At 66.1% G+C, this 24,405-nt stretch carries 23 protein-coding genes; 17 read left to right on the forward strand and 6 right to left on the reverse strand.

Annotation, left to right across the window (positions count from 1 at the left end; translation table 11 throughout):
* Positions 1–70 precede the first annotated feature (70 nt).
* The gene (locus tag AC5ZH6_RS18440) at positions 71–1,903 is read left to right on the forward strand and encodes an MFS transporter (protein WP_496167619.1); all 1,833 of its coding nucleotides are present in this window, start codon (positions 71–73) and stop codon (positions 1,901–1,903) included.
* Here the strand turns inward: AC5ZH6_RS18440 and AC5ZH6_RS18445 are convergent.
* Positions 1,893–2,744, reverse strand: a complete 852-nt coding sequence (locus AC5ZH6_RS18445; protein ID WP_288337736.1) for a helix-turn-helix transcriptional regulator — start codon at positions 2,742–2,744, stop codon at positions 1,893–1,895. The genes AC5ZH6_RS18440 and AC5ZH6_RS18445 overlap by 11 nt on opposite strands.
* A 103-nt stretch (positions 2,745–2,847) precedes the next feature.
* On the opposite strand from AC5ZH6_RS18445, the gene AC5ZH6_RS18450 reads away from it, so the two are divergent.
* A complete protein-coding gene (locus AC5ZH6_RS18450) occupies positions 2,848–3,591 on the forward strand; it encodes an SDR family oxidoreductase (protein ID WP_014360853.1) in 744 nt (247 codons plus the stop codon).
* 29 nt (positions 3,592–3,620) lie between these two features.
* Here AC5ZH6_RS18450 and AC5ZH6_RS18455 read toward each other — a convergent pair whose 3' ends face one another.
* From AC5ZH6_RS18455 to AC5ZH6_RS18465, 3 genes are all read right to left on the reverse strand, one after another.
* Positions 3,621–4,478 carry a ParA family protein gene (locus AC5ZH6_RS18455; protein WP_288337737.1) on the reverse strand — a complete coding sequence of 286 codons (858 nt, stop codon included), beginning with the start codon at positions 4,476–4,478 and terminating at the stop codon, positions 3,621–3,623.
* Positions 4,479–4,574: 96 nt separating this feature from the next.
* Positions 4,575–4,808 (reverse strand): hypothetical protein, encoded by a 234-nt coding sequence (locus AC5ZH6_RS18460; RefSeq protein WP_014360855.1) that lies wholly within the window; start codon positions 4,806–4,808, stop codon positions 4,575–4,577.
* A 62-nt stretch (positions 4,809–4,870) separates the two neighbouring features.
* Entirely contained in the window at positions 4,871–5,401 is a 531-nt protein-coding gene (locus tag AC5ZH6_RS18465) for a hypothetical protein (protein ID WP_288337738.1), read from the reverse strand.
* 183 nt (positions 5,402–5,584) lie between these two features.
* Between AC5ZH6_RS18465 and AC5ZH6_RS18470 the strand changes: the two genes are divergently transcribed.
* From AC5ZH6_RS18470 to AC5ZH6_RS18490, 5 genes are all read left to right on the forward strand, one after another.
* Positions 5,585–6,058 carry an NUDIX hydrolase gene (locus tag AC5ZH6_RS18470; RefSeq protein WP_496167621.1) on the forward strand — a complete coding sequence of 158 codons (474 nt, stop codon included), beginning with the start codon at positions 5,585–5,587 and terminating at the stop codon, positions 6,056–6,058.
* A gap of 96 nt (positions 6,059–6,154) precedes the next feature.
* On the forward strand, positions 6,155–7,156 hold the full coding sequence (locus tag AC5ZH6_RS18475; protein ID WP_006370705.1) for an NADP-dependent oxidoreductase: 1,002 nt from the start codon (positions 6,155–6,157) through the stop codon (positions 7,154–7,156).
* Positions 7,157–7,217: 61 nt separating this feature from the next.
* The gene (locus AC5ZH6_RS18480; RefSeq protein WP_006370704.1) at positions 7,218–8,048 is read left to right on the forward strand and encodes an aldo/keto reductase; all 831 of its coding nucleotides are present in this window, start codon (positions 7,218–7,220) and stop codon (positions 8,046–8,048) included.
* 82 nt (positions 8,049–8,130) lie between these two features.
* Positions 8,131–9,318, forward strand: coding sequence for an aminotransferase class I/II-fold pyridoxal phosphate-dependent enzyme (locus tag AC5ZH6_RS18485; protein WP_006370703.1), 1,188 nt, complete (start codon positions 8,131–8,133; stop codon positions 9,316–9,318).
* 5 nt (positions 9,319–9,323) lie between these two features.
* Entirely contained in the window at positions 9,324–10,529 is a 1,206-nt protein-coding gene (locus AC5ZH6_RS18490) for a serine hydrolase domain-containing protein (protein WP_006370702.1), read from the forward strand.
* A gap of 107 nt (positions 10,530–10,636) precedes the next feature.
* Here the strand turns inward: AC5ZH6_RS18490 and AC5ZH6_RS18495 are convergent, their stop codons facing one another.
* Positions 10,637–11,551: a type IV toxin-antitoxin system AbiEi family antitoxin domain-containing protein gene (locus tag AC5ZH6_RS18495; RefSeq protein ID WP_035728172.1), complete on the reverse strand. Its 915-nt coding sequence runs from the start codon at positions 11,549–11,551 to the stop codon at positions 10,637–10,639.
* A gap of 286 nt (positions 11,552–11,837) precedes the next feature.
* Here AC5ZH6_RS18495 and AC5ZH6_RS18500 point away from each other — a divergent pair, with 286 nt between their 5' ends.
* From AC5ZH6_RS18500 to AC5ZH6_RS18545, 10 genes are all read left to right on the forward strand, one after another.
* A complete protein-coding gene (locus AC5ZH6_RS18500; protein ID WP_006370700.1) occupies positions 11,838–13,475 on the forward strand; it encodes an aromatic/alkene/methane monooxygenase hydroxylase/oxygenase subunit alpha in 1,638 nt (545 codons plus the stop codon).
* 135 nt (positions 13,476–13,610) lie between these two features.
* A complete protein-coding gene (locus AC5ZH6_RS18505) occupies positions 13,611–14,654 on the forward strand; it encodes a 2Fe-2S iron-sulfur cluster-binding protein (RefSeq protein WP_006370699.1) in 1,044 nt (347 codons plus the stop codon).
* 47 nt (positions 14,655–14,701) lie between these two features.
* Positions 14,702–15,808, forward strand: coding sequence for an aromatic/alkene monooxygenase hydroxylase subunit beta (locus tag AC5ZH6_RS18510; protein WP_006370698.1), 1,107 nt, complete (start codon positions 14,702–14,704; stop codon positions 15,806–15,808).
* Between the two features lie 5 nt (positions 15,809–15,813).
* Complete coding sequence (gene mimD, locus AC5ZH6_RS18515) at positions 15,814–16,149, forward strand: propane 2-monooxygenase effector subunit MimD (RefSeq protein ID WP_170320219.1); 336 nt, start codon at positions 15,814–15,816, stop codon at positions 16,147–16,149.
* A gap of 148 nt (positions 16,150–16,297) precedes the next feature.
* Positions 16,298–17,344 (forward strand): amidohydrolase family protein, encoded by a 1,047-nt coding sequence (locus tag AC5ZH6_RS18520; RefSeq protein WP_006370696.1) that lies wholly within the window; start codon positions 16,298–16,300, stop codon positions 17,342–17,344.
* Positions 17,341–18,129, forward strand: a complete 789-nt coding sequence (locus AC5ZH6_RS18525) for an iron-sulfur cluster assembly protein (RefSeq protein WP_006370695.1) — start codon at positions 17,341–17,343, stop codon at positions 18,127–18,129. The genes AC5ZH6_RS18520 and AC5ZH6_RS18525 overlap by 4 nt, the downstream gene beginning before the upstream one ends.
* Positions 18,126–19,187, forward strand: coding sequence for an NAD(P)-dependent alcohol dehydrogenase (locus tag AC5ZH6_RS18530; protein ID WP_094600860.1), 1,062 nt, complete (start codon positions 18,126–18,128; stop codon positions 19,185–19,187). The genes AC5ZH6_RS18525 and AC5ZH6_RS18530 overlap by 4 nt, the downstream gene beginning before the upstream one ends.
* 70 nt (positions 19,188–19,257) lie before the next feature.
* The gene (gene groL / locus AC5ZH6_RS18535; protein ID WP_006370693.1) at positions 19,258–20,907 is read left to right on the forward strand and encodes a chaperonin GroEL; all 1,650 of its coding nucleotides are present in this window, start codon (positions 19,258–19,260) and stop codon (positions 20,905–20,907) included.
* A 244-nt stretch (positions 20,908–21,151) separates the two neighbouring features.
* The gene (locus tag AC5ZH6_RS18540) at positions 21,152–22,924 is read left to right on the forward strand and encodes a sigma-54-dependent Fis family transcriptional regulator (RefSeq protein ID WP_172398873.1); all 1,773 of its coding nucleotides are present in this window, start codon (positions 21,152–21,154) and stop codon (positions 22,922–22,924) included.
* Between the two features lie 116 nt (positions 22,925–23,040).
* Positions 23,041–23,697 carry a class II aldolase/adducin family protein gene (locus AC5ZH6_RS18545; RefSeq protein ID WP_006370691.1) on the forward strand — a complete coding sequence of 219 codons (657 nt, stop codon included), beginning with the start codon at positions 23,041–23,043 and terminating at the stop codon, positions 23,695–23,697.
* On the opposite strand, the gene AC5ZH6_RS18550 is transcribed toward AC5ZH6_RS18545, so the two are convergent.
* A complete protein-coding gene (locus AC5ZH6_RS18550; protein WP_006370690.1) occupies positions 23,667–24,296 on the reverse strand; it encodes a TetR/AcrR family transcriptional regulator in 630 nt (209 codons plus the stop codon). The two genes, AC5ZH6_RS18545 and AC5ZH6_RS18550, sit on opposite strands and share 31 nt — an antisense overlap.
* Positions 24,297–24,405: the final 109 nt, after the last annotated feature.

Here is a 24,405-nt window from a genome sequence, read left to right on the forward strand (position 1 = left end):
GCGAGCGGGCCGCCCATCCCCGCTCGCCGCGCGCCCCGACCATCCACCACCGGTATCGCAGGAGAAGACAGTGACCGCCCCCATCCCGACCGCCGACCCGGCTCCGACCGCGCCTTTCGGTCCTCACTACAAGTGGATTGCGTTGTCCAACACCACGTTGGGCATGCTCATCGCCACCATCAACTCCTCGATCGTGCTCATCGCACTGCCCGACATCTTCAAGGGCATCAACGTCAACCCCCTCGACAGCAGCAACACCAGCTACCTGCTGTGGATGATGATGGGCTTCCTCGTCGTCACCGCCGTCCTCGTGGTCAGCTTCGGCCGCCTCGGCGACATGTTCGGCCGAGCGCGCATGTACAACATGGGCTTCGCCATCTTCACCATCTCCTCGATCTTCCTCGCCATCACCTGGTTCGACGGCAGTGAGGCAGCGATCTGGCTGATCTTCTGGCGCATCGTGCAGGGCGTCGGCGGCGCCTTCCTCATGGCCAACTCCTCAGCCATCCTCACCGACGCCTTCCCCGCCAACCAGCGCGGTCTGGCCATGGGCATCAACGGTGTGGCCGCCATCGCCGGTTCGTTCCTCGGCCTGCTCATCGGCGGCATCCTCGCCCCGATCCAGTGGCACTACATCTTCCTCGTGTCGGTGCCCTTCGGTGTCATCGGCACCATCTGGGCGTATCTGAAGCTGCACGATCTCGGTGAGCGCAAGCACGCCAAGATGGACTGGTGGGGCAACATCACCTTCGCCGTCGGCCTGATCGCGATCCTGATCGCCATCACCTACGGCATCCAGCCCTACGGAACCCACGCCATGGGCTGGACCAACCCCTGGGTGTTGACCGGGTTGATCGGCGGCGTCATCGTGTTGGCCGCGTTCGTGTTCATCGAAACCAAGGTCGACAGCCCACTGTTCGAACTGAGCCTGTTCAAGAACCGGTCGTTCACCTTCGGTAACCTCGCCAACCTCGCCGGTTCCATCGGCCGTGGCGGTTTGCAGTTCATCCTGATCATCTGGCTGCAGGGCATCTGGTTGCCGCAGCATGGATACGACTACTCCCGTACCCCGCTGTGGGCCGGTATCTACATGATCCCGATGACCATCGGCTTCCTCATCAGCGCACCGGTTTCCGGAGCACTCTCGGACAAGCTCGGCACCAAGTGGTTCACCACCATGGGCATGCTGATCACCGCAGGCACCTTCGGCGCGCTCATCGCGATGCCGGTGAACTTCACCTACTGGGTGTTCGCCCTCGTGCTCCTCATCAACGGCATCGGCATGGGCCTGTTCGCCTCACCCAACCGCGCCGAAGTCATGAACTCCCTACCCATCACCTCGCGTGGTTCCGGCGCCGGCATGATGACCACCTTCCAGAACGCCGCGATGGTCCTGTCCATCGGCCTGTTCTTCTCGCTGATGATCGCCGGACTCTCCACCCACCTACCCGACGCCATGTACTCCGGACTGACCGCCAACGGCATGCCCGCACCCGCTGCCGACGGCATTGCCCACATCCCCACCGTCGGCATCCTGTTCGCGGCATTCCTCGGCTACAACCCGATCCGCGAGGTCGCCGGCCAAGCACTGCAAGGACTCCCACAGTCCAGCGTCGATCACCTCACCGGCCTCAACTTCTTCCCCCACCTGATCAGCGACCCCTTCTCCGACGGCCTCACCGCAGCATTCACCTTCGCACTCATCTGCTGCGTCCTCGGCGCCATCGCCTCACTGTTCACCGGCACCAAGCCCACCACCGTCGAAACCGTCCCTGCGACAGACACATCGGAGCCGCGTTTGTCGGTGGGTGAGGAACTCGCCTCGGTCGCCGGCGAGGCGTCGGGCGCGTGCCCGTCGGAACTGGTCGACAGCACTGCGGCGCGTGAACACCTCAGATCGTGACCGCCGAGAGCATCGACAGTTTCTCGTGGCTTTCGCTTCCGGGTATCGCGGTGTACACCAGCAGGGCGTGCGCGCGGTCCGGGTCGAGGAGCGTCTGACAATTCACCTCGATCAGGTCGAGGTCGGGATGCAGGAGACGCTTGACGTCGTCGGCGAGTCGGGTGCCGACGTCGTGCTCGTCCCACAATTCGGCGAACTGCGGACTCTGCGAACGTAATTCGTCGGCCACCTGCGCCGCACGCGACCGCGGGCCCTGCATCGTCACCGCTGTCCGCAGGCGCGCGGTGTGCGCTCGCGCGTGATGGTCGTGATCGGCCTCGGGAAACCGTGCGCGTGTCGCCTCATCGGTGAACCACCGGTAGGTGATGCTGCGGCGATACCCGGTGTGAACACTGTCGTCACCGATGAGCGCCACGCACAACGCGTTCTGCCACAACGTTTCTCCCGCACTGTTGACGACCATCGCCGGGGTGTCGGTGAGCCGGTCGACGATCCGCATCATGCCGGGGCCGACGTGATCGTCGTGCGCCATCCGATCCGGTGGATTCAGGCCGGCCAGCCGGAACAGGTGGTCGCGTTCGTCGAGCCGCAGGTGCAGCGCCTGGGCGATCGCGGCGATCATCTGCGCCGACGGATGCGGCCCACGCTGCTGTTCGAGCCGGCTGTAGTAGTCCGTCGACATACCGGCCAGCTGCGCCAACTCCTCGCGACGCAGCCCGCGGGTGCGTCGGCGGACTCCGGCGGGCAGCCCGACGTCGGCCGGTTGCAGCGCATCGCGCCGGGAACGCAGGAACTGTGCGAGTCCGGCTCGGTCGATGGTGGTTCCGAGGCTGGTGATCATCTGTCCACACCTACTCCGGCCGGCCGGCACGATCCAGGGATCACCGATCCGTGGATGGGTGGGCCCTGGCGGGCAGGGGTACACCGATGGTGAAGTGGCATCCATGAAACTCACCGACAACACCGTTTTCATCCCCGGCGCGACCTCCGGCATCGGCCTGGGGTTGGCACTGCGCCTGCACGAGCTCGGCAACACCGTGATCATCGGTGGACGCCGTACGGCGCTGCTGGACGAGATCGCCGCGGCCCACCCCGGCATCCACACCGTCCGCATCGACACCGCCGATGCCGACGACATCACCCGGGTGAGCACCGAAGTGCAGCAACGTTTTCCCGAGACCAACGTGCTCATCGCAATGGCCGGGATCATGCGCCCGGAAGACTTGACCACAAGCGGTTTCCTCGACACCGCGGAGGCCGTGGTGACAACCAACATCCTGGGACCGTTGCGACTGGTCGCCGCGTTCACCGAGTTCCTCTCCGGCCGTCCCGACGCCACCATCATCACCGTCTCCTCGGGACTCGCCTTCACCCCGATGGTCGCCACCGCGACCTACAGCGCCTCCAAGGCGGCGATTCACTCATTCACCGACTCGTTGCGAGTGCAGTTGGCGCCCAAGGGGATCGACGTCCTGGAGCTGGTTCCTCCGGCCGTACAAACCGACCTCATGCCCGGACAGGCGCAGGCCGAGTGGGCGATGCCGCTCGAGGAATTCCTCGACGAGGTGCTGAGCCTGCTGCCCGACGCGACCGATGAGATCCTCGTCGAACGGGTCAAGCCGCTGCGCCATTCGGAGGCGCAGGGCACGCGTCGTGAGCTCATCGAGCAACTGGCCCAGCTGAGCTGATCGATGTGTCCGCCGGCGAGCGCCCGAGGTCAGGGGAGTTTGACCAACGCTTCGTTCATGACCGCACGCGTGAGTGCCTCGAACTGCTCGTAGTGGCCATGATGGCCGTATTTGGCGCGCAGCGTCGGCCACGGCTCGAACGCGGCGGCCGCGCCGACGACGTTGCCCTCGTGGATGTAGGCGGGCAGCACGTTCTGGATGGTGGTGTCACGACGCAGCCGCTTGACCGTGTCCTGGTGCAACACCGACGACGGCCGATACTTGCTGATGACGACTCCGAGCTCGCGGATGTCGCGTCCGATCTCTTCGGCAAAGTCGGCGACGTGCCGCTGGACATGCGGAATGGCGTAGGTGGACAACACATCCGGAATGGTCGGGATGAGGAAGCCGTCGGCGCAGGCGAGCCCGTTGAGGGTGAAGGGCCCCATGGTGGGTGGGCAGTCGATGAGGATGAAGTCGTAGTCGTCGGCGACGGGTGCGATGGCGCGGCGCAGGATCTCCACGGCGGCGGCGTGATCGTCGGCCAGTACCCGCCGCGCACTCAACTCCTCGGCGAGCTCGATCAGATCCAGCGATGCCGGCAGCAGGTCCACACCGGTGACCTCCGCCACCGAGGACACCCCGGGCTGCAGTACGGCCTCACGGTCGAAATACGAGGTGCCGTCGAGGGCGTCGGAGAACAACGTGGCAAGGGTCCGGCCCCGATCGTTGAGTTCGAGCCAACGCTCGGGGCCGATCATGACCGTCGTCAGGCTGGTCTGGGCGTCCAGATCGACCAGGAGCACCCGTTTGCCGAATACGGCGGACAAGAATTCGGCGACCCCGGCGGTCACCGTCGTCTTGCCCACCCCGCCCTTCAGACTGATGGTGGCGATCACCCTCGGCATGAGGGGAGGGTAACCGCAGTGGGGTCATCGTCGCAGGTCGACGCTTTCTCTGCGAGTCTGCGTCGGCTGGTCTGCTCCGGCTCCCCCTCTCCGGGATCAGAAGCCGGACGACGTGGGTCCGCCCTTGCTGCGGGAGGCCCGGAACAGCATGATCGCACCGTAGACGGCCAGGCCGATCAGACCGATCCAGAACAGTCCCTTGAGGATTGGTCCGAGCATCGCCAGTGCGATGAGGACGATCGCGATGATGCCCAGGACCTTCCAGAAGTTCGGGCCGTTGCGGCGTGCGCTGCCGTCGTGGGTGGTGGTGGCGTCTGTTGTGGTGTTCATGACTCCACCATGCGCCGTCCGTCGGCCGAATTCACTGGTCAGCACGGTTTCTGGGGGAAAGATCAGGGGTCTCCCCCATCCGAGCCGCGCCCTGCGGCGCGGGCCCGGGGGTCGGGGTCACCGGTGGTGTAGTGGCAACCCAGGACTGCGGGACCACTGATCGCACGGCGGTCCCGAAACCAGGCGACGCACACGTCCGCGACGCAGCCGCGTGAACGGGTGAGCAGATATCCGTGCGTGCAATCACGGAACCGATCCTCGTAGTTCCAGCGGTCGAGCATCGCGCGCGGTACCGCGTATCCGGCAACCGCCGGGATGGTCATCACTGTCGTCGAGAGCCTGACCATGAAGGTTTGGTCACGCAGTACCAGGATCTGAGCACACGGCACGTCGCCGGCATCGTCGGAGTCGTCGTACTCGGCGGGACCGAGGTCGAGGACGCCGCCGGCGGGGATGCCCGCCACCGAGTCGGCGAGCCAGTCACGCATCGCCGTCCAGGCCAGGACCGGATCGGGTTCGCCTGTTTCGGGCGTGACGAGATCGGGTGTGTTGGGGTCGGGAGCATCGAAATCGGGGGTGTGTGGGTCGAACACCGTGGCCTCCTCTGCGTCGGGATGGGCCCAGTGAAGCATCGGCCACCGACAAGAACTCGAACGCGAGTGCGAACCGTCGACGGCGGTCGCCTCACCAGCGGGAATGTGAACACGGTCACCGGCGCTGGCGCGGCGCGCCCGCGCGCCCGGCGGTGTGCGGATGCGGAAGGCAAGATCGTCATCATGCCGATCCCCGAATTCATCCGTGATCTTCGTGCGCACGTCGGACATGCCCCGCTGTGGCTGTCGGGGGTCAGCGGGGTCGTCGTCGACGACTCCGGCCGCGTGTTGCTGACCCACCGAGCCGACACCGAGGAGTGGGCAGTGGTCTCGGGGGTCCTCGAGCCCGGCGAAGAACCCGCGCACGCGATCGTTCGGGAGATCGCCGAGGAAACCGGGATCACCGCGGTCGTCGACCGTCTGACGAGTATCGACGTGACACCGATGATCACCTATCCGAACGGGGACCAGACGCAGTATCTCGACGTGTGCTTCCTCGCGCGGCACGTCGACGGCGAACCACGCGTCGGCGACGACGAGAACCTCGCGGTGGCCTGGTTTTCCCCCGACGATCTGCCGGAGCCGCTCGCGGAGACCACCCGCCACCGTGTGGCCCGCGCGCTCGACGGGGACGAACGCGCCTGGTTCCGTCGCTGAGGTCGATCTCGCTGAGGTCAATGTCCTGAGGTCAATGTCCCTGAGGTCAACGTCACCGTCGGAATATCGCGCGGCCCGGGTGTCCTTGAACCGAACATGGCCGATTCCCCGAACACCAACACCCCAGACACCAACGACAACACCCTCGACATCGACTCCGCCGCGGTGACCGCCCGACAGGTCGTCGCCGTGCGGTACGGCGACCCGGTCGAGGCCCTCGAGGTCGTCAAGGCCGAGCTGCCGGTCCCCGATCCGGGGCAGGTCGTGGTGGCGGTCGAGGCGATCGGGGTGAACCCGATCGACGCGAAGATCATCCGGGGTTTCATGGGCACCGACGAGTCCGCCCTGCCGCGACCTGTCGGCAATGAGTTCGCAGGCACCGTTAGGGCCGTCGGCCCCGGTACCGACGATCTCGCCGTCGGCGATCCGGTCATCGGCTATCCGGTGCCCGGCGCGTACGCCGACCACGTTGTGGTCGCCACCGACCGGCTCCATCGCCGGCCCGAGAGCCTCGACGTTCAGCGCGCCGCCGGCCTGTTGCTGGTGGGCATGACCGCCGCCGATGCCATCGCCACCGCACACGTCGCCGACGGCGATGTCGTCGTGGTGCACGGCGGCGCGGGTGCGGTGGGTGTCGTCGCCGTCCAACTCGCCGTGAAGGCCGGGGCGACGGTCATCGCCACCGCCGCGCAGACCAATCACGAGTATCTGCGCGGGCTCGGGGCGATCCCGGTCACCTATGGCGACGGGCTGATCGAGCGCATCCGCGAGGCGGCGCCGGGGACGGTCACCGTCGCCATCGACACGGTCGGCACCGATGAGGCGATCGATGTCTCGCTGGAACTGGTGGCCGATCGTTCACGCATCGTGAGCATCGCCGCCTTCGGTCGCGCCGAGGACGGCATCGTGTTGATCGACGGATCGAGCAGCGACAGCAAGCGCCACCGGGCCGAGGCCATCGAGCCGCTGATCGCCGCGGCCGCCGACGGGTCCCTGGTGACCGAGGTCGCCGCAACGTACCCTCTGGACAGGGCCGGTCACGCATTGGCCGACCTGTCCGGGCGCCACCCCCGGGGCAAGTTCGTCCTCCTCCCGTGAGGTACTCCCCCCGTGCGCGCCTGGCGGGTCCACACTCCACCATCACAGTGAAAGGTGTTTCATGACAGTCCCTTCCATCACACTCAACAATGGCGTCGAGATCCCTCAGCTCGGTTTCGGGGTCTTCCAGATCAAGCCCGAAGACACCGTCGAGGCCACCCTCTCGGCCCTCGAGGTGGGTTATCGTCACATCGACACCGCGCAGATGTACGGGAACGAAGCCGAAGTCGGTGAGGCAGTACGCAAGTCGGGCATACCGCGCGACGAGGTCTTCATCACCACCAAGCTCAACAACAGCTTTCACGCCTTCGACGACGCCCTCGAGGCCACCGACAAGTCCCTGGAACGGCTCGGTGTCGAGCACGTCGACCTGTATCTGATCCATTGGCCGCTGCCCGAGGTCGGCGATTTCGTCGAGACCTGGAAGGCGATGGAGAAGATCTACGCCGACGGCAAGGCCCGCGCGATCGGTGTCTCCAATTTCCAGAAGCATCACCTCGAGCGCCTGTTCGCCGAGACCGAGGTCGTGCCCGCGGCCAACCAGATCGAGGTGCACCCCTACCTCACCCAGAACCCGTTGCGCGCCTTCGATTCCGAACACAACATCGCCACCGAGGCATGGTCGCCGATTGCGCAGGGCGACGTCCTCGATGATCCGGTGCTGAAGAAGATCGCCGAGGAGAAGGGCCGCACGGTGGCACAGGTGGTGTTGCGCTGGCACATTCAGCGCGGCGACATCGTCTTCCCCAAGTCGGTGACGCGCTCGCGGGTCGAGGAGAACTTCGCGCTCTTCGACTTCGATCTCTCCTCCGAGGACATGGCTGCCGTCGACGGCCTCAACAAGGACAAGCGGCGCGGACCCGATCCCGACACGTTCAATTACGTTCCCTGACCGACCCGTGTCCTGACCCACCGTTGACCTGACCGGCCCACCCACCGACCCCTCCGGCGCGCGCCGTGAGCAGAATGTGTCCATGCACATCTCGCGGCGCGCGCACCGGGTGGCACCCTTCTACGCGATGGAGTTCGCCAAGAAGGCCGCGGCCGTGGAGGCGGCCGGACACCGGGTCATCCGACTCAACATCGGCGAACCGGATTTCGGCCCGCCCCCGCAGTTCCTCGCCGCCGCCCGCGACGCCGCCGACGGCCGGCCGATGGCCTACACCGAGGCCCTCGGCACCGTCGAGCTGCGCGAGGCGATCGCCGGGTTCTACGCGACACACTTTCGCGCCGAGGTCGATCCGCGTCGGGTCGCCGTCACCACCGGTGCCTCGGCGGCGCTGCTGCTGACCTGTGCTGCGCTGATCGACGACGGCGACGGCGTCCTCATCGGCGACCCGTCCTATCCGTGCAATCGGCAGTTCGCCGAGAGCTTCGGAGCGCGGGTGTCGTTGATTCCCACGACACCGGAAACGTATTACCAACTGACACCGGACCTCGTCACACGGTCGTGGAAAGAGGAGACACGCGGGGTGATCGTGGCATCGCCGTCGAATCCGACGGGTACCTCGATCCCCCACGACGACCTGCGTCGGCTGTGCCGCGACGTCACCGATCGCGGTGGGTGGAGCATCGTCGACGAGATCTACCTGGGCCTCGCCGACCCCGACGCCGACGGCCATCCGCCGCGCAGTGTGCTCACCGACCCGACCGCAACGGCGTCGACCGTCGTCATCAACAGTTTCTCCAAGTACTTCGGCATGACCGGATGGCGGCTGGGGTGGGCGATCCTGCCCGACGGCCTCGTCGACGTCGTCGAGCGGCTCGCGCAGAACTACTACGTCAGTCCGCCGACCCCGGCGCAGCACGCGGCCTTGAGTTGTTTCACCCCGGAGTCGCTCGGTGTCGCCGAGGATCGTCGACGGGAGTTCGTCAATCGCCGTCGCCTCGTCCTCGACGGTCTCGAGCGCATCGGCCTGCCCGTCCCGGTCCCGCCGGACGGCGCGTTCTACGTCTACATCGACGTCTCGCCGACGGGCCTGGGGTCGGCGGAGTTCTGCGACCGTGCCCTGCTCGAGGCGCACGTCGCGCTCACCCCGGGCAAGGATTTCGGCGTCGCCACCGCCGACGACCACATCCGGCTGTCGTATGCGGCCTCGACCGCCGATCTCACCGACGCACTCGAGCGGTTGGAGCGCTTCGTCGGCGACCTGGCAGGGTAGTCGCCATGGCGACACCCACACCACACTCCGCACCACACGCCGCACCGGACGCCGCGACCGACCGCATCGCCCGCGCTGCCGACGACTGGTTGCGTTCCACCGACACCTCGGCCCTGCCCGGCGTCGTCACCGGGGTGAGCACCGCCGAGCAGACCGTCCACCTCGGTTCCGTCGGCCCGATCGCCACCGACTCGGTACTCGCCCTCTACTCGGTCACCAAGTCGCTCACCGCAACCGTCGCGCTGCAACTCGTCGACGACGGCGTCCTCGACCTCGACGCCCCCGCTGCCGAGTACGAGCCCCGTCTGGCCGGACTCACCGTGCTCGACGGATGCGACGGCGACGGCACGCCGCGCCTGCGGGAACCGGCAAGCATCCCGACCACCCGGCAACTCCTCACCCACACAGCGGGTTTCGCCTACGCCTTCTTCGACGCGGACTTCACCCGGGTGGCCCGGGCCCAGGATCTGCCGGACGTGGCCACCGGCACCGTCGAATCCTTGGGTACGACGCTGATGTTCGATCCCGGCACCCGCTGGGAGTACGGAACCAACCTCGACTGGGTCGGATTGGTGATCGAGGGCATCACCGGCCACCGCCTCGGTGACACGATGACACAGCGGTTGTTGACGCCACTGGGCATGTCCGACACCACCTTTGCGCGCGACGGTGCCGCACTGGCCCGTGCCGCCGTACTGCACGCCCGTCTGCCCGACGGCTCCCTCAAGGCGCTGCGCGCCCCGACGGCGCCGGATGCACCACCGGTCGACATGGGCGGGCAGGGCCTCTACTCCACGATCCCCGACGTCCTTCGGTTCCTGCGGCTGTGGCTGCGCGGCGGGCGCACCGAGCACGGCGAGCAACTCCTGCGACCGGAGACGGTCGCCGCGGCCACCGCCGATCAGCTCGGCGACCTGCAGGTCACCGCACTGCCCGGCGTCGATCCGCGACGCACCCGCGACGCGGAATTCTTCCCCGGCATCGCCAAAGGCTGGAATCTTCTCGCGATGACCAACGAGACCGACGCCCCCACCGGGCGCCGCGGCGGCTCCTACGGGTGGGCCGGACTGGCGAACGTGTACTTCTGGATCGATCCGTCGAGCGGGATCGCCGGCGCCTGGGGGACCCAGCTCTTCCCGTTCGCGGACCCGACGGCAATGACCGCAGCGCTGGATTTCGAGGCCGCGGTGTACCGAGCGCTCGACGACTGAAACGCCGACGACGCAGACCCCGACGACCGGCGCAGACCTGTGTCGACTTCGGGTTTGTGTGTCCTGCAGGACACGCAATGCCGAAGTCGACACACATTCGCGACAGGTCAGGCCGCCATCAGCGCGAGGTGAACCAGCCAGTGACGCACCTTGGCGACCACGGTGCCGCGCCGGAGATCGTCCCAGACCCAGCGGATCACCATGATGCCCATCGCGCGGAGCGCGTCTTCGCGTGCCTTCTCGCGCAGCACGACCTCGGTGACGTCCTCTCCGGGCCTCAGTAGCTTCTGGTACTTGACCTTGCCGTCGAACTCCCCGACGAGCAGACCGTCCCAGTCGAAATCGGTCCGGGCGACGAAGATGCCGTGCTTGTCGTAGAACTCATGCTGCAGCCGAGCCGGACGCAGCCCGGCTTCGATCAGTTGGGCGCGACTCCACGACTCCCCCGGGCTCTCGGCATTTCCGTCGGCGAAGCGCAGTGCATGCCGGGCCCGCCCGACCCCGCGACGAGAACCGGCCAGCATCATGGCCATCACCTCACGATCGGCACCCCGCCGGAGCGCGGCGTCGAAGACGGCCAGTGCCCTCGCGAAACCGTCGGCGCCGCAAGCGACATCGACGGCGGTCCGTTCGAGCGAGGTCACCGACACGCCGTCGATCACGACGGTGTGCGCCTCGGATACCTCGCCGACGTGACAGTGCAGCGTCGTGGTCCGAAAGCCCGTCGGCGCGGTGCGGTGGACACGACGGAAGTTGGGTTCGAGCATGGCGAGGCCGTGGACCGCGGCCGCGCTCTGGTGACTCAACGGCGCGTCGGAGGTCCCGGCGAGCACCGTTGCGATCGCGGTCAGTCGGTGGAGTTCCTCGGGCTCCCGGCGCACCGCCTCGGCGTAGACCCCGCGGACGATCCGCACGATCTGCTTGGTGCGCACCGCTCGGGCGAGATCCTCGTCGGTCAGTCCGACCGCGATCACCGACGCTCGATGGATGAGGCCGTGGGTATCGGTGGGAAAGGTCATCATGCCGAGTTGGACGCGGCACGCGTTGCCGCAGTTCCGCCCGACGTCAGATCTTCCGCAGATGTGTGTCGACTTTGAGTTTGTGTGCCCTGCAGGACACACAAAGGCGAAGTCGACACACATCCGCGCTGGTCAGCCGGTTTCAGGCCCACCACAACCGCCGATCCACACCAATGGATATGTGGCCAGTCTCACAGTGAGACGGGTGTGAGACGCGTCACGCGGTTGTATCGGTAGCGCTTCAGCCCGCAGGCCGACACCGCGTCGGCTCTTCTACAGGAGGCGCACATTGAGCAGGCAGAGCTTGACCAAGGCCCATGCGAAGATCACCGAGCTGTCGTGGGAGCCCACCTTCGCCACCCCGGCAACCCGGTTCGGAACCGACTACACGTTCGAGAAGGCACCAAAAAAGGATCCGCTCAAGCAGATCATGCGGTCGTACTTCCCGATGGAAGAGGAGAAGGACAACCGCGTCTACGGCGCCATGGACGGCGCGATCCGCGGCAACATGTTCCGTCAGGTCCAGGAACGCTGGCTCGAATGGCAGAAGCTGTTCTTGTCGATCATCCCGTTCCCCGAGATCTCGGCGGCCCGCGCGATGCCGATGGCCATCGACGCCGTCCCCAACCCGGAGATCCACAACGGTCTCGCGGTACAGATGATCGACGAGGTTCGTCATTCGACGATCCAGATGAACCTCAAGAAGCTGTACATGAACAACTACATCGACCCGGCCGGCTTCGACATCACCGAGAAGGCCTTCGCCAACAACTACGCGGGCACGATCGGCCGGCAGTTCGGCGAGGGATTCATCACCGGTGACGCCATCACCGCCGCGAACATCTACCTGACAGTGGTCGCCGAGACGGCATTCACCAACACCTTGTTCGTGGCGATGCCCGACGAGGCCGCGGCCAACGGCGACTACCTGCTGCCGACGGTCTTCCACTCGGTGCAGTCCGATGAGTCCCGGCACATCTCCAACGGCTACTCCATCCTGCTGATGGCCCTGGCCGACGAGCGCAATCGTCCGCTGCTCGAACGGGATCTGCGCTACGCATGGTGGAACAACCACTGCGTCGTCGACGCCGCGATCGGTACCTTCATCGAGTACGGCACCAAGGACCGCCGCAAGGACCGGGAGTCCTACGCCGAGATGTGGCGTCGGTGGATCTACGACGACTACTACCGCAGTTACCTTCTGCCCCTGGAGAAGTACGGGTTGACCATCCCGCACGATCTCGTCGAGGAGGCCTGGAACCGCATCGTCGACAAGCACTACGTGCACGAGGTCGCCCGCTTCTTCGCCACCGGCTGGCCGGTCAACTACTGGCGGATCGACGCCATGACCGACACCGACTTCGAGTGGTTCGAGGAGAAGTACCCCGGCTGGTACAACAAGTTCGGCAAGTGGTGGGAGAACTACAACCGTCTGGCCTACCCCGGCAAGAACAAGCCGATCGCCTTCGAGGACGTCGACTACGAGTACCCGCACCGCTGCTGGACCTGTATGGTGCCGTGCCTCATCCGCGAGGACATGGTCACCGACAAGGTCGACGGCCAGTGGCGCACCTACTGCTCGGAGACCTGCGCCTGGACCGACAAGGTGGCGTTCCGCCCGGAGTACGAGGGTCGACCGACCCCGAACATGGGGCGCCTCACCGGTTTCCGCGAATGGGAGACGCTGCATCACGGCAAGGATCTCGCCGACATAATCACCGATCTCGGCTACGTCCGCGATGACGGCAAGACCCTGATCCCGCAACCGCATCTGGATCTCGACCCCAAGAAGATGTGGACGCTCGACGATGTGCGCGGCATCCCGTTCGGCAGCCCCAACGTGGCGCTCAACGAGATGAGCGATGACGAGCGTGAAGCTCACATCGCCGCCTACATGGCCAACAAGAACGGGGCCGTCACGGTCTGATCCGTGACGCCCTGATCCGGAACGCCAGGAGCCCCTGGCGAGGGCGTATCGAGGCCCACCACCGCACGCGTGACCTCGATACGCCCTGGCCGTTCCGGCCACACCCGCACACCGCCTTGCGCCCCAGGAGACTTCATGGCCGACACCCACAAGATCAGCTTCGAACCCGTCGACATCGAGATGGAGGTCGGCGAGGACGAAACCATCCTCGACGCCGCATTCCGACAGGGAATCCACCTCATGCACGGCTGCCGCGAGGGCCGTTGTTCGGCCTGCAAGTCGTACATGCTCGAGGGCGACGTCCAGATGGACGACTACTCCACCTTCGCCTGCAATGACGCCGAAGAGGCCGAAGGTTACGTACTCCTCTGTCGCACATACGCTTACAGCGACTGCGAGATCGAGCTCCTCAACTTCGACGAGGACGAACTCCTCGGCGGTGCACCCATTCAGGATGTCACCACGAAAGTCGCTGCAATCGAACCGATGACCCCCGACATCGTGTCCCTGAAACTCGATGTCGTCGAACCGGAGTCCGTGGAGTTCAAGTCGGGACAGTATTTCGACCTGTTCATCCCGGGCACCGAGGACAAGCGGTCGTTCTCGATCGCCACCACCCCGGCCACCCCGGATCGGCTCGAGTTCCTGATCAAGAAGTATCCCGGTGGACTGTTCGCCGGCATGCTCACCGACGGCCTGTCGGTGGGTCAGGAGATCAAGCTGAACGGTCCGTACGGGTCGTGCACCCTGCGCAACGGGCACGTCCTGCCGATCGTGGCAATCGGCGGCGGCGCGGGGATGGCGCCGCTACTGTCTCTCCTGAGACACATCAGCGAGACCGGCCTGAACCGACCGGTTCGGTTCTATTACGGAGCCCGCACCGCCGCCGATCTCTTTCTACTCGACGAAATCGCCACTCTCGGTGAGAAGATCGACGACTTCTCGTTCACCGCATGTCTGTCGGAGAGCACCGACAACGCACCCGAGGGCGTCACCGTCATCGGCGGGAACGTCACCGACATCGTCAACGACAACGAAGCGGACCTGGCCCGAACGGAGGTGTATTTCTGCGGTCCCCCACCCATGGTCGATGCAGCTCTCGCACTGGCGGAACAGCATTCGGTTCCCCACGACCAGATCTTCTACGACAAGTTCACCAGCCCGGCATTCGACTCCTGATCACGACCACCGCGGTCGAGTCAGCCTGAACGACAGGAACGAAAGGTATGTCCGCACCAGCGCAACCCCGGGAACGCAGTTTCCCGTCCATCGAATTCACCGACGCCGAGGCCGGCGCACGGGAATTCCCGAGCAGCCGCAGCCGCAAGTACAACTACTATCAGCCCTCCAAGAAGCGCGCCACGATCTACGAGGACGTCACCGTCGACGTCCAGCCGGATCCCGAACGGCACCTCACCCAGGGCTGGATCTACGGCTTCGGCGACGGCCCCGGCGGATACCCGAAGGAATGGACCTCGGCGCAGTCGAGCAACTGGCATCAGTTCCTCGACCCCAACGAGGAGTGGGAACAGTCGATCTACCGCAACAACTCCGCAGTCGTGCATCAGGTGGATCTGTGCCTGCAGAACGCCAAGCGCGCACGGGCCTACGACGGCTGGAACTCCGCGTGGCTCAAGTTCATCGAGCGCAACCTCGGAGCCTGGATGCACGCCGAGAGCGGCATGGGCCTGCACGTGTTCACCTCGATTCAGCGGTCCGCGCCGACCAACATGATCAACAACGCGGTGTGCGTCAACGCCGCCCACAAACTGCGTTTCGCGCAGGATCTGGCGCTGTTCAATCTCGACCTCTCCGAGGCCGAGGAGGCGTTCGACGGGTCGGCGCACAAGGAGGTCTGGCAGTCGGCTCCCGAGTGGCAGCCCACCCGCGAGGCCGTCGAACGCCTGACCGCGATCGGCGACTGGGCCGAATTGTTGTTCTGCTCCAACATCGTCTTCGAGCAGCTGGTGGGCTCGCTGTTCCGATCCGAACTGGTCATGCAGGTCGCCGCCCGCAACGGCGACTACATCACCCCGACGATCGTCGGCACCGGAGAGTACGACTACGACCGGGACCTGAACTACTCGCGCGCCCTGTTCCAGATGCTCGCCCGCGACGAGAAGCACGGCATCGACAATCGGAAGCTGTTCTCGCGGTGGATGTCCGAATGGGTTCCCCGGTGCCTCGACGCCGCGCGCGGACTCCAGCCGATCTGGTCGCAGCCGGCGGACAAGTCCGTCACGTTCTCATCCAGCCTCGAACACGCGAAGACCAAGTTCGCCGATGTCCTGGCAGCCATCGATGTCGATATCCCAGAGGAGTTGAACAAGTGAGCACCATGCAATTCGGAGCCGACACCGAGTTCTCCAACATGTGCGGTGTGACGCTCATGAACACACCGATCGGACGCGTCGTCGCCGACGTGATGGGCGCCAAGGACGGTGTCGAACTCACCGAATACCCGTCGATGATCCGCGTCGACGGGGTCAACCGCCTCGACTTCGACTACGACGAACTGACCGACGCCCTCGGCCAGGACTTCGACGGATCGATCTTCGAGGAGATCAGTTCGACCCACTACGGACGGATGGTCCATCTCGACGACAAGACCATCCTGTTCGCCAGCCCCGAGGACGCCGCCGAGTTCATCGGCTTCGACCTGACCGCCTCCTAGGAGCGGTCGCCAGAGAACTTCGCCGCCGGGGTCATTCCGCCCCCGCAAGCAGGCCCCGGCGGCGAATTCCACCATCCGACAAGACACCACAGCACCAGTTTTCAGCCCACACAGCCCCGTCAACGCCGCGAGAGAGCGAGTGATACCGATGTACGAGAAGAATGGCGACAAGTATTTCATCGTCGATGCCCACGTCCACCTGTGGGACGGCCGCGAATCCAACCAGCGCAACATCCACGGCAAACAGTTCATCGACTGCTTCTACGACTATCACCGCAATCTCAGTCCCGCCGAGGAGCTGTGGGATTACGACACCTACTGCTACTACGGCCCCGATCGCCTCATGCGGGATCTCTTCGAGGAGGGGCCGGCCGATCACGCCATCTTCCAGGCCACCATCCTGCGGGATTTCTACGTCAACGGTTTCGCGCAGGTCGACGACTCGCTGAAGCTCTGTCAGGACAATCCCGGCAAACTCACCTACAACCACGCCTATGATCCGCGCGACGGCGAGGACGGCCTCGAGCAGCTCCGCCGCGACGCCGAGACGATGGATCTCAAGGGCGTGAAGCTCTACACGGCCGAATGGCATGGCGACTCACGGGGATACAAGCTCGACGACCACTGGTCGCGCCGGTATCTCGAGGAGTGCATCAAGCTGGGCATCAAGAACGTGCACGTGCACAAGGGCCCCACCATCCGGCCGCTCGACCGCGATGCCTTCGACGTCGCCGACGTCGACAAGGTCGCCACCGACTATCTCGACCTGAACTTCATCATCGAGCACGTCGGGCTCCCCCGCCTCGAGGACTTCTGCTGGATCGCCACCCAGGAGTCGAATGTCTACGGCGGTCTGGCCGTGGCGATTCCGTTCATCCACACGCGGCCGCGCTACTTCGCACAGATCATCGGTGAGCTCCTGTACTGGATCGGCGAGGACAAGATCCTCTTCGCCAGCGACTACGCGCTGTGGACACCGCAGTGGCTGGTGGAGCGTTTCGTCGACTTCCAGATCCCGGAGGACATGACCGAGTACGCCCCGATCACCACCGATCAGAAACGAAAGATCCTCGGCCTCAACGCCGCCGCGCTGTACCCGCACATCGAGGTGCCCGCCGAGCTGCGCATCCCCACCGATGCCGCCGACCCGGGAGCCGAGGTGGCCGCGGGCGCGAAGGATGCGGTGGCATCATGACGGCGCTGTCGGAGCCGACCGATACCGATGTGATGGTCGTCGACGCGGTGCTCGGGGCACTCGGTACGGTGCTCGATCCCGAACTCGACCAACCGATCACCGAGTTGAACTTCGTCCGATCGATCTTCATCGACGACGACGGGGTCGCCGTTCACCTGCGGTTGCCCACGTCGTTCTGCTCGCCCAACTTCGCGTATCTGATGGCCTCCGATGCCCTCGACGCACTCGAGGACATCGACGGCATCGGGGATGTGCGGGTCATGCTCGACGACCACCACGACTCGGACAAGATCAACGCCGGGCTCGCCGCGCACGCCGGCTACAAGGGCACCTTCGGTGTGGAGGCCGAACAGGATCTCGAGGAACTGCGGCTGACGTTCCTGCGCAAGGCGCACACCGCGGCGATGGAACGCGCTGTGGCCAAGCTCATCTCGTCCGGTCAGGCCACCGTCGAGGACTGTGAGCATCTGTTGCTGCGCGATCTGCCCGACGGCCCCGCCAAGTGGGCACTGCTGCGCCGCCGCGTGCAGCTGGGCCTGGGTGTGTGTCCCAACTGCCGGGTCGTCGTCGGTGAGGACGGCACCACGCTGCCGCCCGAGCAGATCCCGATGCGATTGCGCTTCGCGCGATCGGTGCGGATCTCCATGGAGGGCAACAGCCATTTCTGCCGCGGCCTGCTGGCCACCCGTTACGCCGACGACGGCGAGTGTGACGGCACCAGCGGCCCGGTCATCACCAATCTGCGCACCAGCGGGGGCGCAATCGACGAGAAGAGGTCGGCATGAGAGCAGTACAGGTGGTCGGATACCACGACAAGTTGCAGCTCAACGAGATTCCGGATCCGGAGATCACCGGGCCACTCGATGTGATCGTGCGCATCGGCGGTGCCGGCGTGTGCCGGACCGATCTGCACATCCTCGAGGGCCAGTGGGAGGCCAAGAGCGGTGTGGCCCTTCCGTACACGATCGGCCACGAGAACGCCGGCTGGGTCGAGGCGATCGGCGATGCCGTCACCAACGTCGCGGTGGGCGACAAGGTGATCCTGCACCCGCTGATCACCTGCGGGCTGTGCCGGGCGTGCCGCGACGGTGACGACGTGCATTGCGAGAACAGCAAGTTCCCCGGCATCGACACCGACGGCGGCTACGCCGACTATCTGAAGACGACCGCCCGCAGCGTGGTGCGCATCGACGACTCACTCGAGCCCGCCGCGGTGGCCGCACTCGCCGACGCCGGGTTGACCGCCTATCACGCGGCCGCCAAGGTCGCGCGGATGACCCGCCCCGGTGACACGTGCGTCGTGATCGGCGCAGGCGGATTGGGCCACATCGGGATTCAGGTGCTCTCGGCGATCTCCGGAGTCACCATCGTGGTGCTCGACCGCAACCCCGACGCGGTGGCACTCGCCGTCGAGGTCGGTGCGCACGAGGGAATCGTCGCCGACGGCGCCGGGAGCGAAGCGAGCGGGCCGAATCAGCACGGCAACCACATCGAGAAGGTTCTGGCACTGACCGATGGCAAGGGCGCCGAGGCGGTGCTCGACTTCGTCGGCGAGGGCGGCGCGACCGCCGAGGGCGTCGCGATGCTGCGGCAGGCCGGCAACTATTTCGTCGTCGGGTACGGCGAGAACATCAATGTCCCCACCATCGACATCATCTCGACCGAGATCAACTTCATCGGCAATCTCGTCGGTTCCTACAACGACCTCACCGAACTGATGACGCTGGCCGCCCAGGGCAAGGTCACGCTGCACACCGCGACCTATCCGCTCACCGATTTCCAGCAGGCCCTCGACGACCTCGATGCAGGCAAGGTCAGGGGGCGCGCCATCCTGATCCCCTGACCGCACCCGAGAACACCGTAAACACCCGAAAAGATCTACCCCACAAGACATTCGAGAAAGGTTGGACAACATGGCCAAGGAGTTGCGCTACAACGCCGAAGCGCGGCTGCGGCTGGAACGGGGCGTCAATGCCCTCGCCGACGCGGTCAAGGTGACGTTGGGACCCAAGGGTCGCAACGCCGTCCTGGAGAAGCTCACCGGACCACCGACGATCACCAACGACGGTGTGACCATCGCCCGCGAGATCCAGCTCCGAGACCCGTTCGCCAATATGGGCGCCCAACTGGTCAAGGAAGTCGCCATGAAGACCAACGGGGTCGTCGGTGACGGCACCACCACCGCGACGGTCCTGGCCCAGGCCATGGTCCGGGAGGGCCTGCGGGCCGTCGAGCAGGGCGCCAATCCGATGCGGGTGCGGCGGGGTATCGAACGCGCCGTCACCGCCGTCCTGGGCTCGCTGACCGAGCAGGCCGTGCAGATCGGCGGCCGCAGTGACCTCGAACGCATCGCGTCGCTGGCCGCCAGCGACGACGAGGTGATCGGTGAGGTCATCGCCGCCGCCGTCGAACACGTCGGCAAGAACGGCGTCATCACCACCGAGGAGAGCGACACACTCGGGCTGTCGGTCGAGGTCGTCGACGGCATCGAATTCGATCACGGGTACATCTCCGGGTACATGGTGACCAATCCCGAACGCATGGAGGCGGTGCTCGACAACCCGGTCGTGCTGCTCACCAACAAGAAGATCACCTCGGTGCAGGAGATCATGCCTGCCATCGAGGTCGCCAAGCGTGCCGATCGGCCACTGCTGGTGCTGGCCGAGGACGTCGACGGACCGGCCCTGCAACTGCTCGTCGGCGGCAACATGCACAACACGATGCGGTCGGTGGTGGTCCGCGCCCCGGGATTCGGGCATCGCCGGATCGCCGAACTCGAGGATCTCTCGGTCGCCCTGGGCGGCCACGTGATCGCCAAGGACACCGGGATCGAACTCTCCGAGGTCAGCATGGAGCACCTCGGCACCTGTGATCGCGTGACCGTCACCGAGAACGAGACGACCATCGTCGGCGCGCACGGCGAGCAGGAGCTCGTCGACGCCCGGGTGCGCCATCTGGAGGCCCAGCTCGAGCGGGCACGAATCGACGCCGACCGCGACGCCCTGGAACTGCGGATCGCGCGGATGACCGGCCGGGTCGCGGTGATCCGGGTCGGCGGTGTCACCAGTGTCGAGCTCAAGGAACGCATGCTGCGGGTCGAGGACGCCCTGGCCGCGACCCGGGCAGCGGTGGAGGCCGGGATCGTCTCGGGTGGCGGCACGGCACTCGCCCAGTCCCACCGGGCCCTGGAATCGCTGGACACCTCCGGCGATGAGGGCGCCGGTGTGCAGGTGGTGCGCAACTCGCTGGCCGAGCCGCTGTTCTGGATCGCGACCAACGCCGGCTACGACGGCGAAGAGGTGGTCAAGGTGGTGACCGGGCTGCCCCTCGGGCACGGGTTCAACGCCCTGAGCGGCTCCTACGGCGACATGTTCGACGAGGGCGTCATCGATCCGTGCAAGGTGACCCGCGCGGCATTGGAGAGCGCCGCGTCGATCGCGGCATTGCTGATCACCACCGAGACAGCGGTGGTCGAGGAGGTGCTCGGCAACCCCGGCGCCATCCCCGCGCCGGGCTTCGGCGATCTGGCCGAGGGCATGGTCCGCCCGTCCAACATCTACTGAGTCGTGTGTGTGCCGGGTCGACGGGCCCGGCACACACCGCCCGGGAATGATCCGACGCCGAATCATTCCCACCCAGGACTGGGCCGGCCGCGATCCGGACGATGAGATTCGTTCGCGGCGTTGATCGCGGCCGGTCCTCCCCAGGGGGTACACTCGCAGCAGGTGAGACCCAGATCACAGCGGAGCCCCCGATCGCAGAGGAGCCTTTTGCTCGGTGATTCCACAGCCCACACCACCAGCAGCCATGTCCACCGCAGCGATCGCCAGAGCCCGGGAGAAATTTCTGAGCGACGACGCGCTCGATGATGCCGTCCGCGACTCGATTTCGACGTCGTGGAAGCGTTCGCGTGCGTTCAACGTCCACGCTGATCGTCTCGAGCTGCCGTTCGTCCGCGAACCGAACCTCGAGGGCCCGTTGGTCAGTGCGGCCCGCCCGATCCTGAGCCAACTCGCCGACGATCTGTCCACCGAGCCGGTCTCGATCATCCTGACCTCCGCCGACGGGGTGGTGCTCTCACGCACCACCGCCAGCCGCCGCCTGCAGCAGATGCTCGACGAGGTCAGCCTCGCCCCGGGGTACAGCTACAGCGAGGAGCACGCCGGCACCAACGGAATCGGCACCGCACTCGAGACCCGCCAGCCCACCCTGGTCCGCGGATCCGAGCATTACGCCGGATGTCTCGGGCCGCTGTCCTGCGCGGGTGTGCCGATCGTGCACCCCATCTCCGGGGCGGTCGTCGGCGCGCTCGACCTCACCTGTCCGTCCGACGACGAACACCCCTCGACGCTGCTGCTGTCCCTGGCCAAATCCGCCACCTCGCAGATTGTGCACCGCATGGTCTCGCAGGCCAGCGAACGGGAGTCCCGGCTGCTCAACGCCTACCTCGCCACCTGCCGGCGAGCCCCGCAGGCGATGGTGCTCGCCATCTCCGGCGACGTGGTGCTGATGAACCGTCGACTGCGCCACAGCATCGATCCCGGCGACCAACTCGCGATCCTCGAACACGCCGTCGACCAGTCCCCGGACCGGGTGTCGGCGAATCGCGTCAGCACATTGCCCAGCGGTCGGGTCGCGCGATTGTCACCGGTCGACGAGCACTACGACTCCGATACCGCGATCGCGGTGTTCCGGGTCCATCTCCTCGATTCCGCGCCCACGCCTGCTGCCTCCACCCCGCTGCGTCCTGTCGCCTCGTTGCCCGGGGTGGTCGGACGCAGCTCGTCCTGGCGGCAGTGCTGTGCACGGATCTCCGGTCACGTCCAGGCCGGGCAGTGGATCGCCGTGGCCGGCGAAAGTGGTTCCGGCCGTACAGCTTTGCTGCGCGCTGCCGCCGAACGCTACCAGCCGTCGACGACGCGGATCTTCACCGCCGACGATTTCGATGCCGACCCCGATTCCACGTCGGACAGTGACGAGGCCCTCGACGCCCTCGCCATCGAACTCGACCGCGACGGGTTCTGCATCATCCTGCGTGACCTCGACCGGGTGCCCGCCCACACCCAGGCCGCGATCGCCGACCTGCTGCCCGGCCGGGAGTACGCCGGCTGGCTCGGCGTCACCACCGCCCTGCATTCGGCCGATGCCGCGTCGATGCTGTTGCCCTTCTTCGGCCACACCGTCGAGTTGCCGCCGTTGCGGCACCGCATCGAGGATCTCCACGATCTCGTACCTGCCCTGCTGCGCCAGCTCACCCGTGGACGGGAGCTCACCGTGGCCTCCGACGCCATGGCTCAGCTCAGCAAGTACGGGTGGCCCGGCAACGTGGCCGAATTGCGCCAGACGCTACGAGAGGTGGTCACCCATCAGCGTTCCGGGGTGATCGGCGTTGGCCAGCTCCCGCCACGGTGCCGGACCACGAGTCGGCACACGCTCACCCGCATCGAGGCGCTCGAACGTGATGCGATCGTGCGCAGTCTGGAGGAGAACGGCAACAGCAAAGCTGCTGCCGCACATGCGCTCGGGATCTCCCGCGCCACGATCTACCGCAAGATCAAGGAGTTCGGGATCGTCACCTGACGCCCGGCGGACATCCGAGGACCGACAGCGCGCGACGGGCCGACGGCGTCGGCGTTCACCCGCCATGAACTGCCACATCCCCGCCATGAACTGCACAAAGGCGCTACCGTCAAGGAGTGGACATCGACGATCAGCGCGCATACCTCTGTGCGGCGGCCCACCAACTCGCCTCGGCGGGCCACACGATCGGCACCGGTGGCAACCTCTCGGCCCGCGTCGGCGAACACGTGCTGGTCACCCCGTCGGGCTGCCGGCTCGATTCGGTGTCGCCCGAGCAGCTGGTGGTGGTCGATCTCGACGGGACCGTCGCCGTTCCCACGCCGTACCGCCCGACCTCCGAACTGCGCATCCACCTCGACATCTACCGCACCTCGTCGACCGCCGCGGTCGCCCACGCACACCCGATCGCATCGGTTGCCGTCGGCAACATCGTCGACGAACTCCCGGCGATCCATTACACCGCGGCCATGCTCGGGGGCTCGGTGCGCGTCGCGCCGTACGCGGTCTTCGGCAGCCCCGAACTGAGCACGGGCATCAACGAGGCACTCTTCGAACGCACCGCCGCACTGATGCGCAATCACGGTGCCATCGCCGTCGGCAGCAACATCGAAACCGCATGCGAGCACATCGAACTCCTCGAGTGGCTCTGCGAGGTCTACCTGCGATCGGTCAGCGCGGGCACCCCCGCGGTCCTCGACGAGACCCAGCTCATCGAGGTCGTGGCGACTGCCGCACGCCGCCACTACACCCCGTTCCCCGGCCGCGAGCGGTGATCGGACCGCTCCTGCGCCCGCACCATGCGTGAGGCCATCCGCGCGTAGGCCGCGCCGAGTTGCAGCGGATCACGGTGGGCACGGCTGGGAAACCAGCGACACACGTCGACACACAGCGACGAGATCGCGAGGATCACGTCGTCGGCGTCGTCGGCGAGGAACTCGCCCGCCTGAACCCCTCCGGTGATGATCGTCGTGAGAATCGCCGTCGTCTCGTGCCGTAGGTCGGCGATCGCCCGAAAGTGCTCGGGCCGCAACGCCCGCATCTCGTACTGAACCACCTTGGCCAACTGATGATGACGCGCCTGCCATTCGGCGAAGGCGGCCACCACGGCGCGCAACCGGTCCGAGTACGGTGCGGACGGTTCGTCGGCCGCCCGGATCGCGTCGTTGACCGCCTGATGGCCCTCGAGCGCGATCGAGTACAGCAACTCCTCCTTGGACCGGAAGTGCGGGTACATCGCCGCCGCGCTCATCCCGAGTCGCGCGGTGATCTGCCGGGTCGAGGTCCCCGAGTACCCGAATTCGGCGAATGCCGCAATCGCGGCAGCACGGATGCGTTGCGCCGCAGCCGATTCGGTGGCATGCACGGACGCCATCACCTCACCTCCCGGTTCCCAGGGCCCGCCGATGTTGACGACGAACCGCCACACCAGGCAGTATAAGCAAGTGCTCATAAAATGAGCGAGTGCTTGGCTGCACCCCGGA

The sequence above is a fragment of the Gordonia sp. YC-XJ4 genome, from assembly GCF_059511865.1.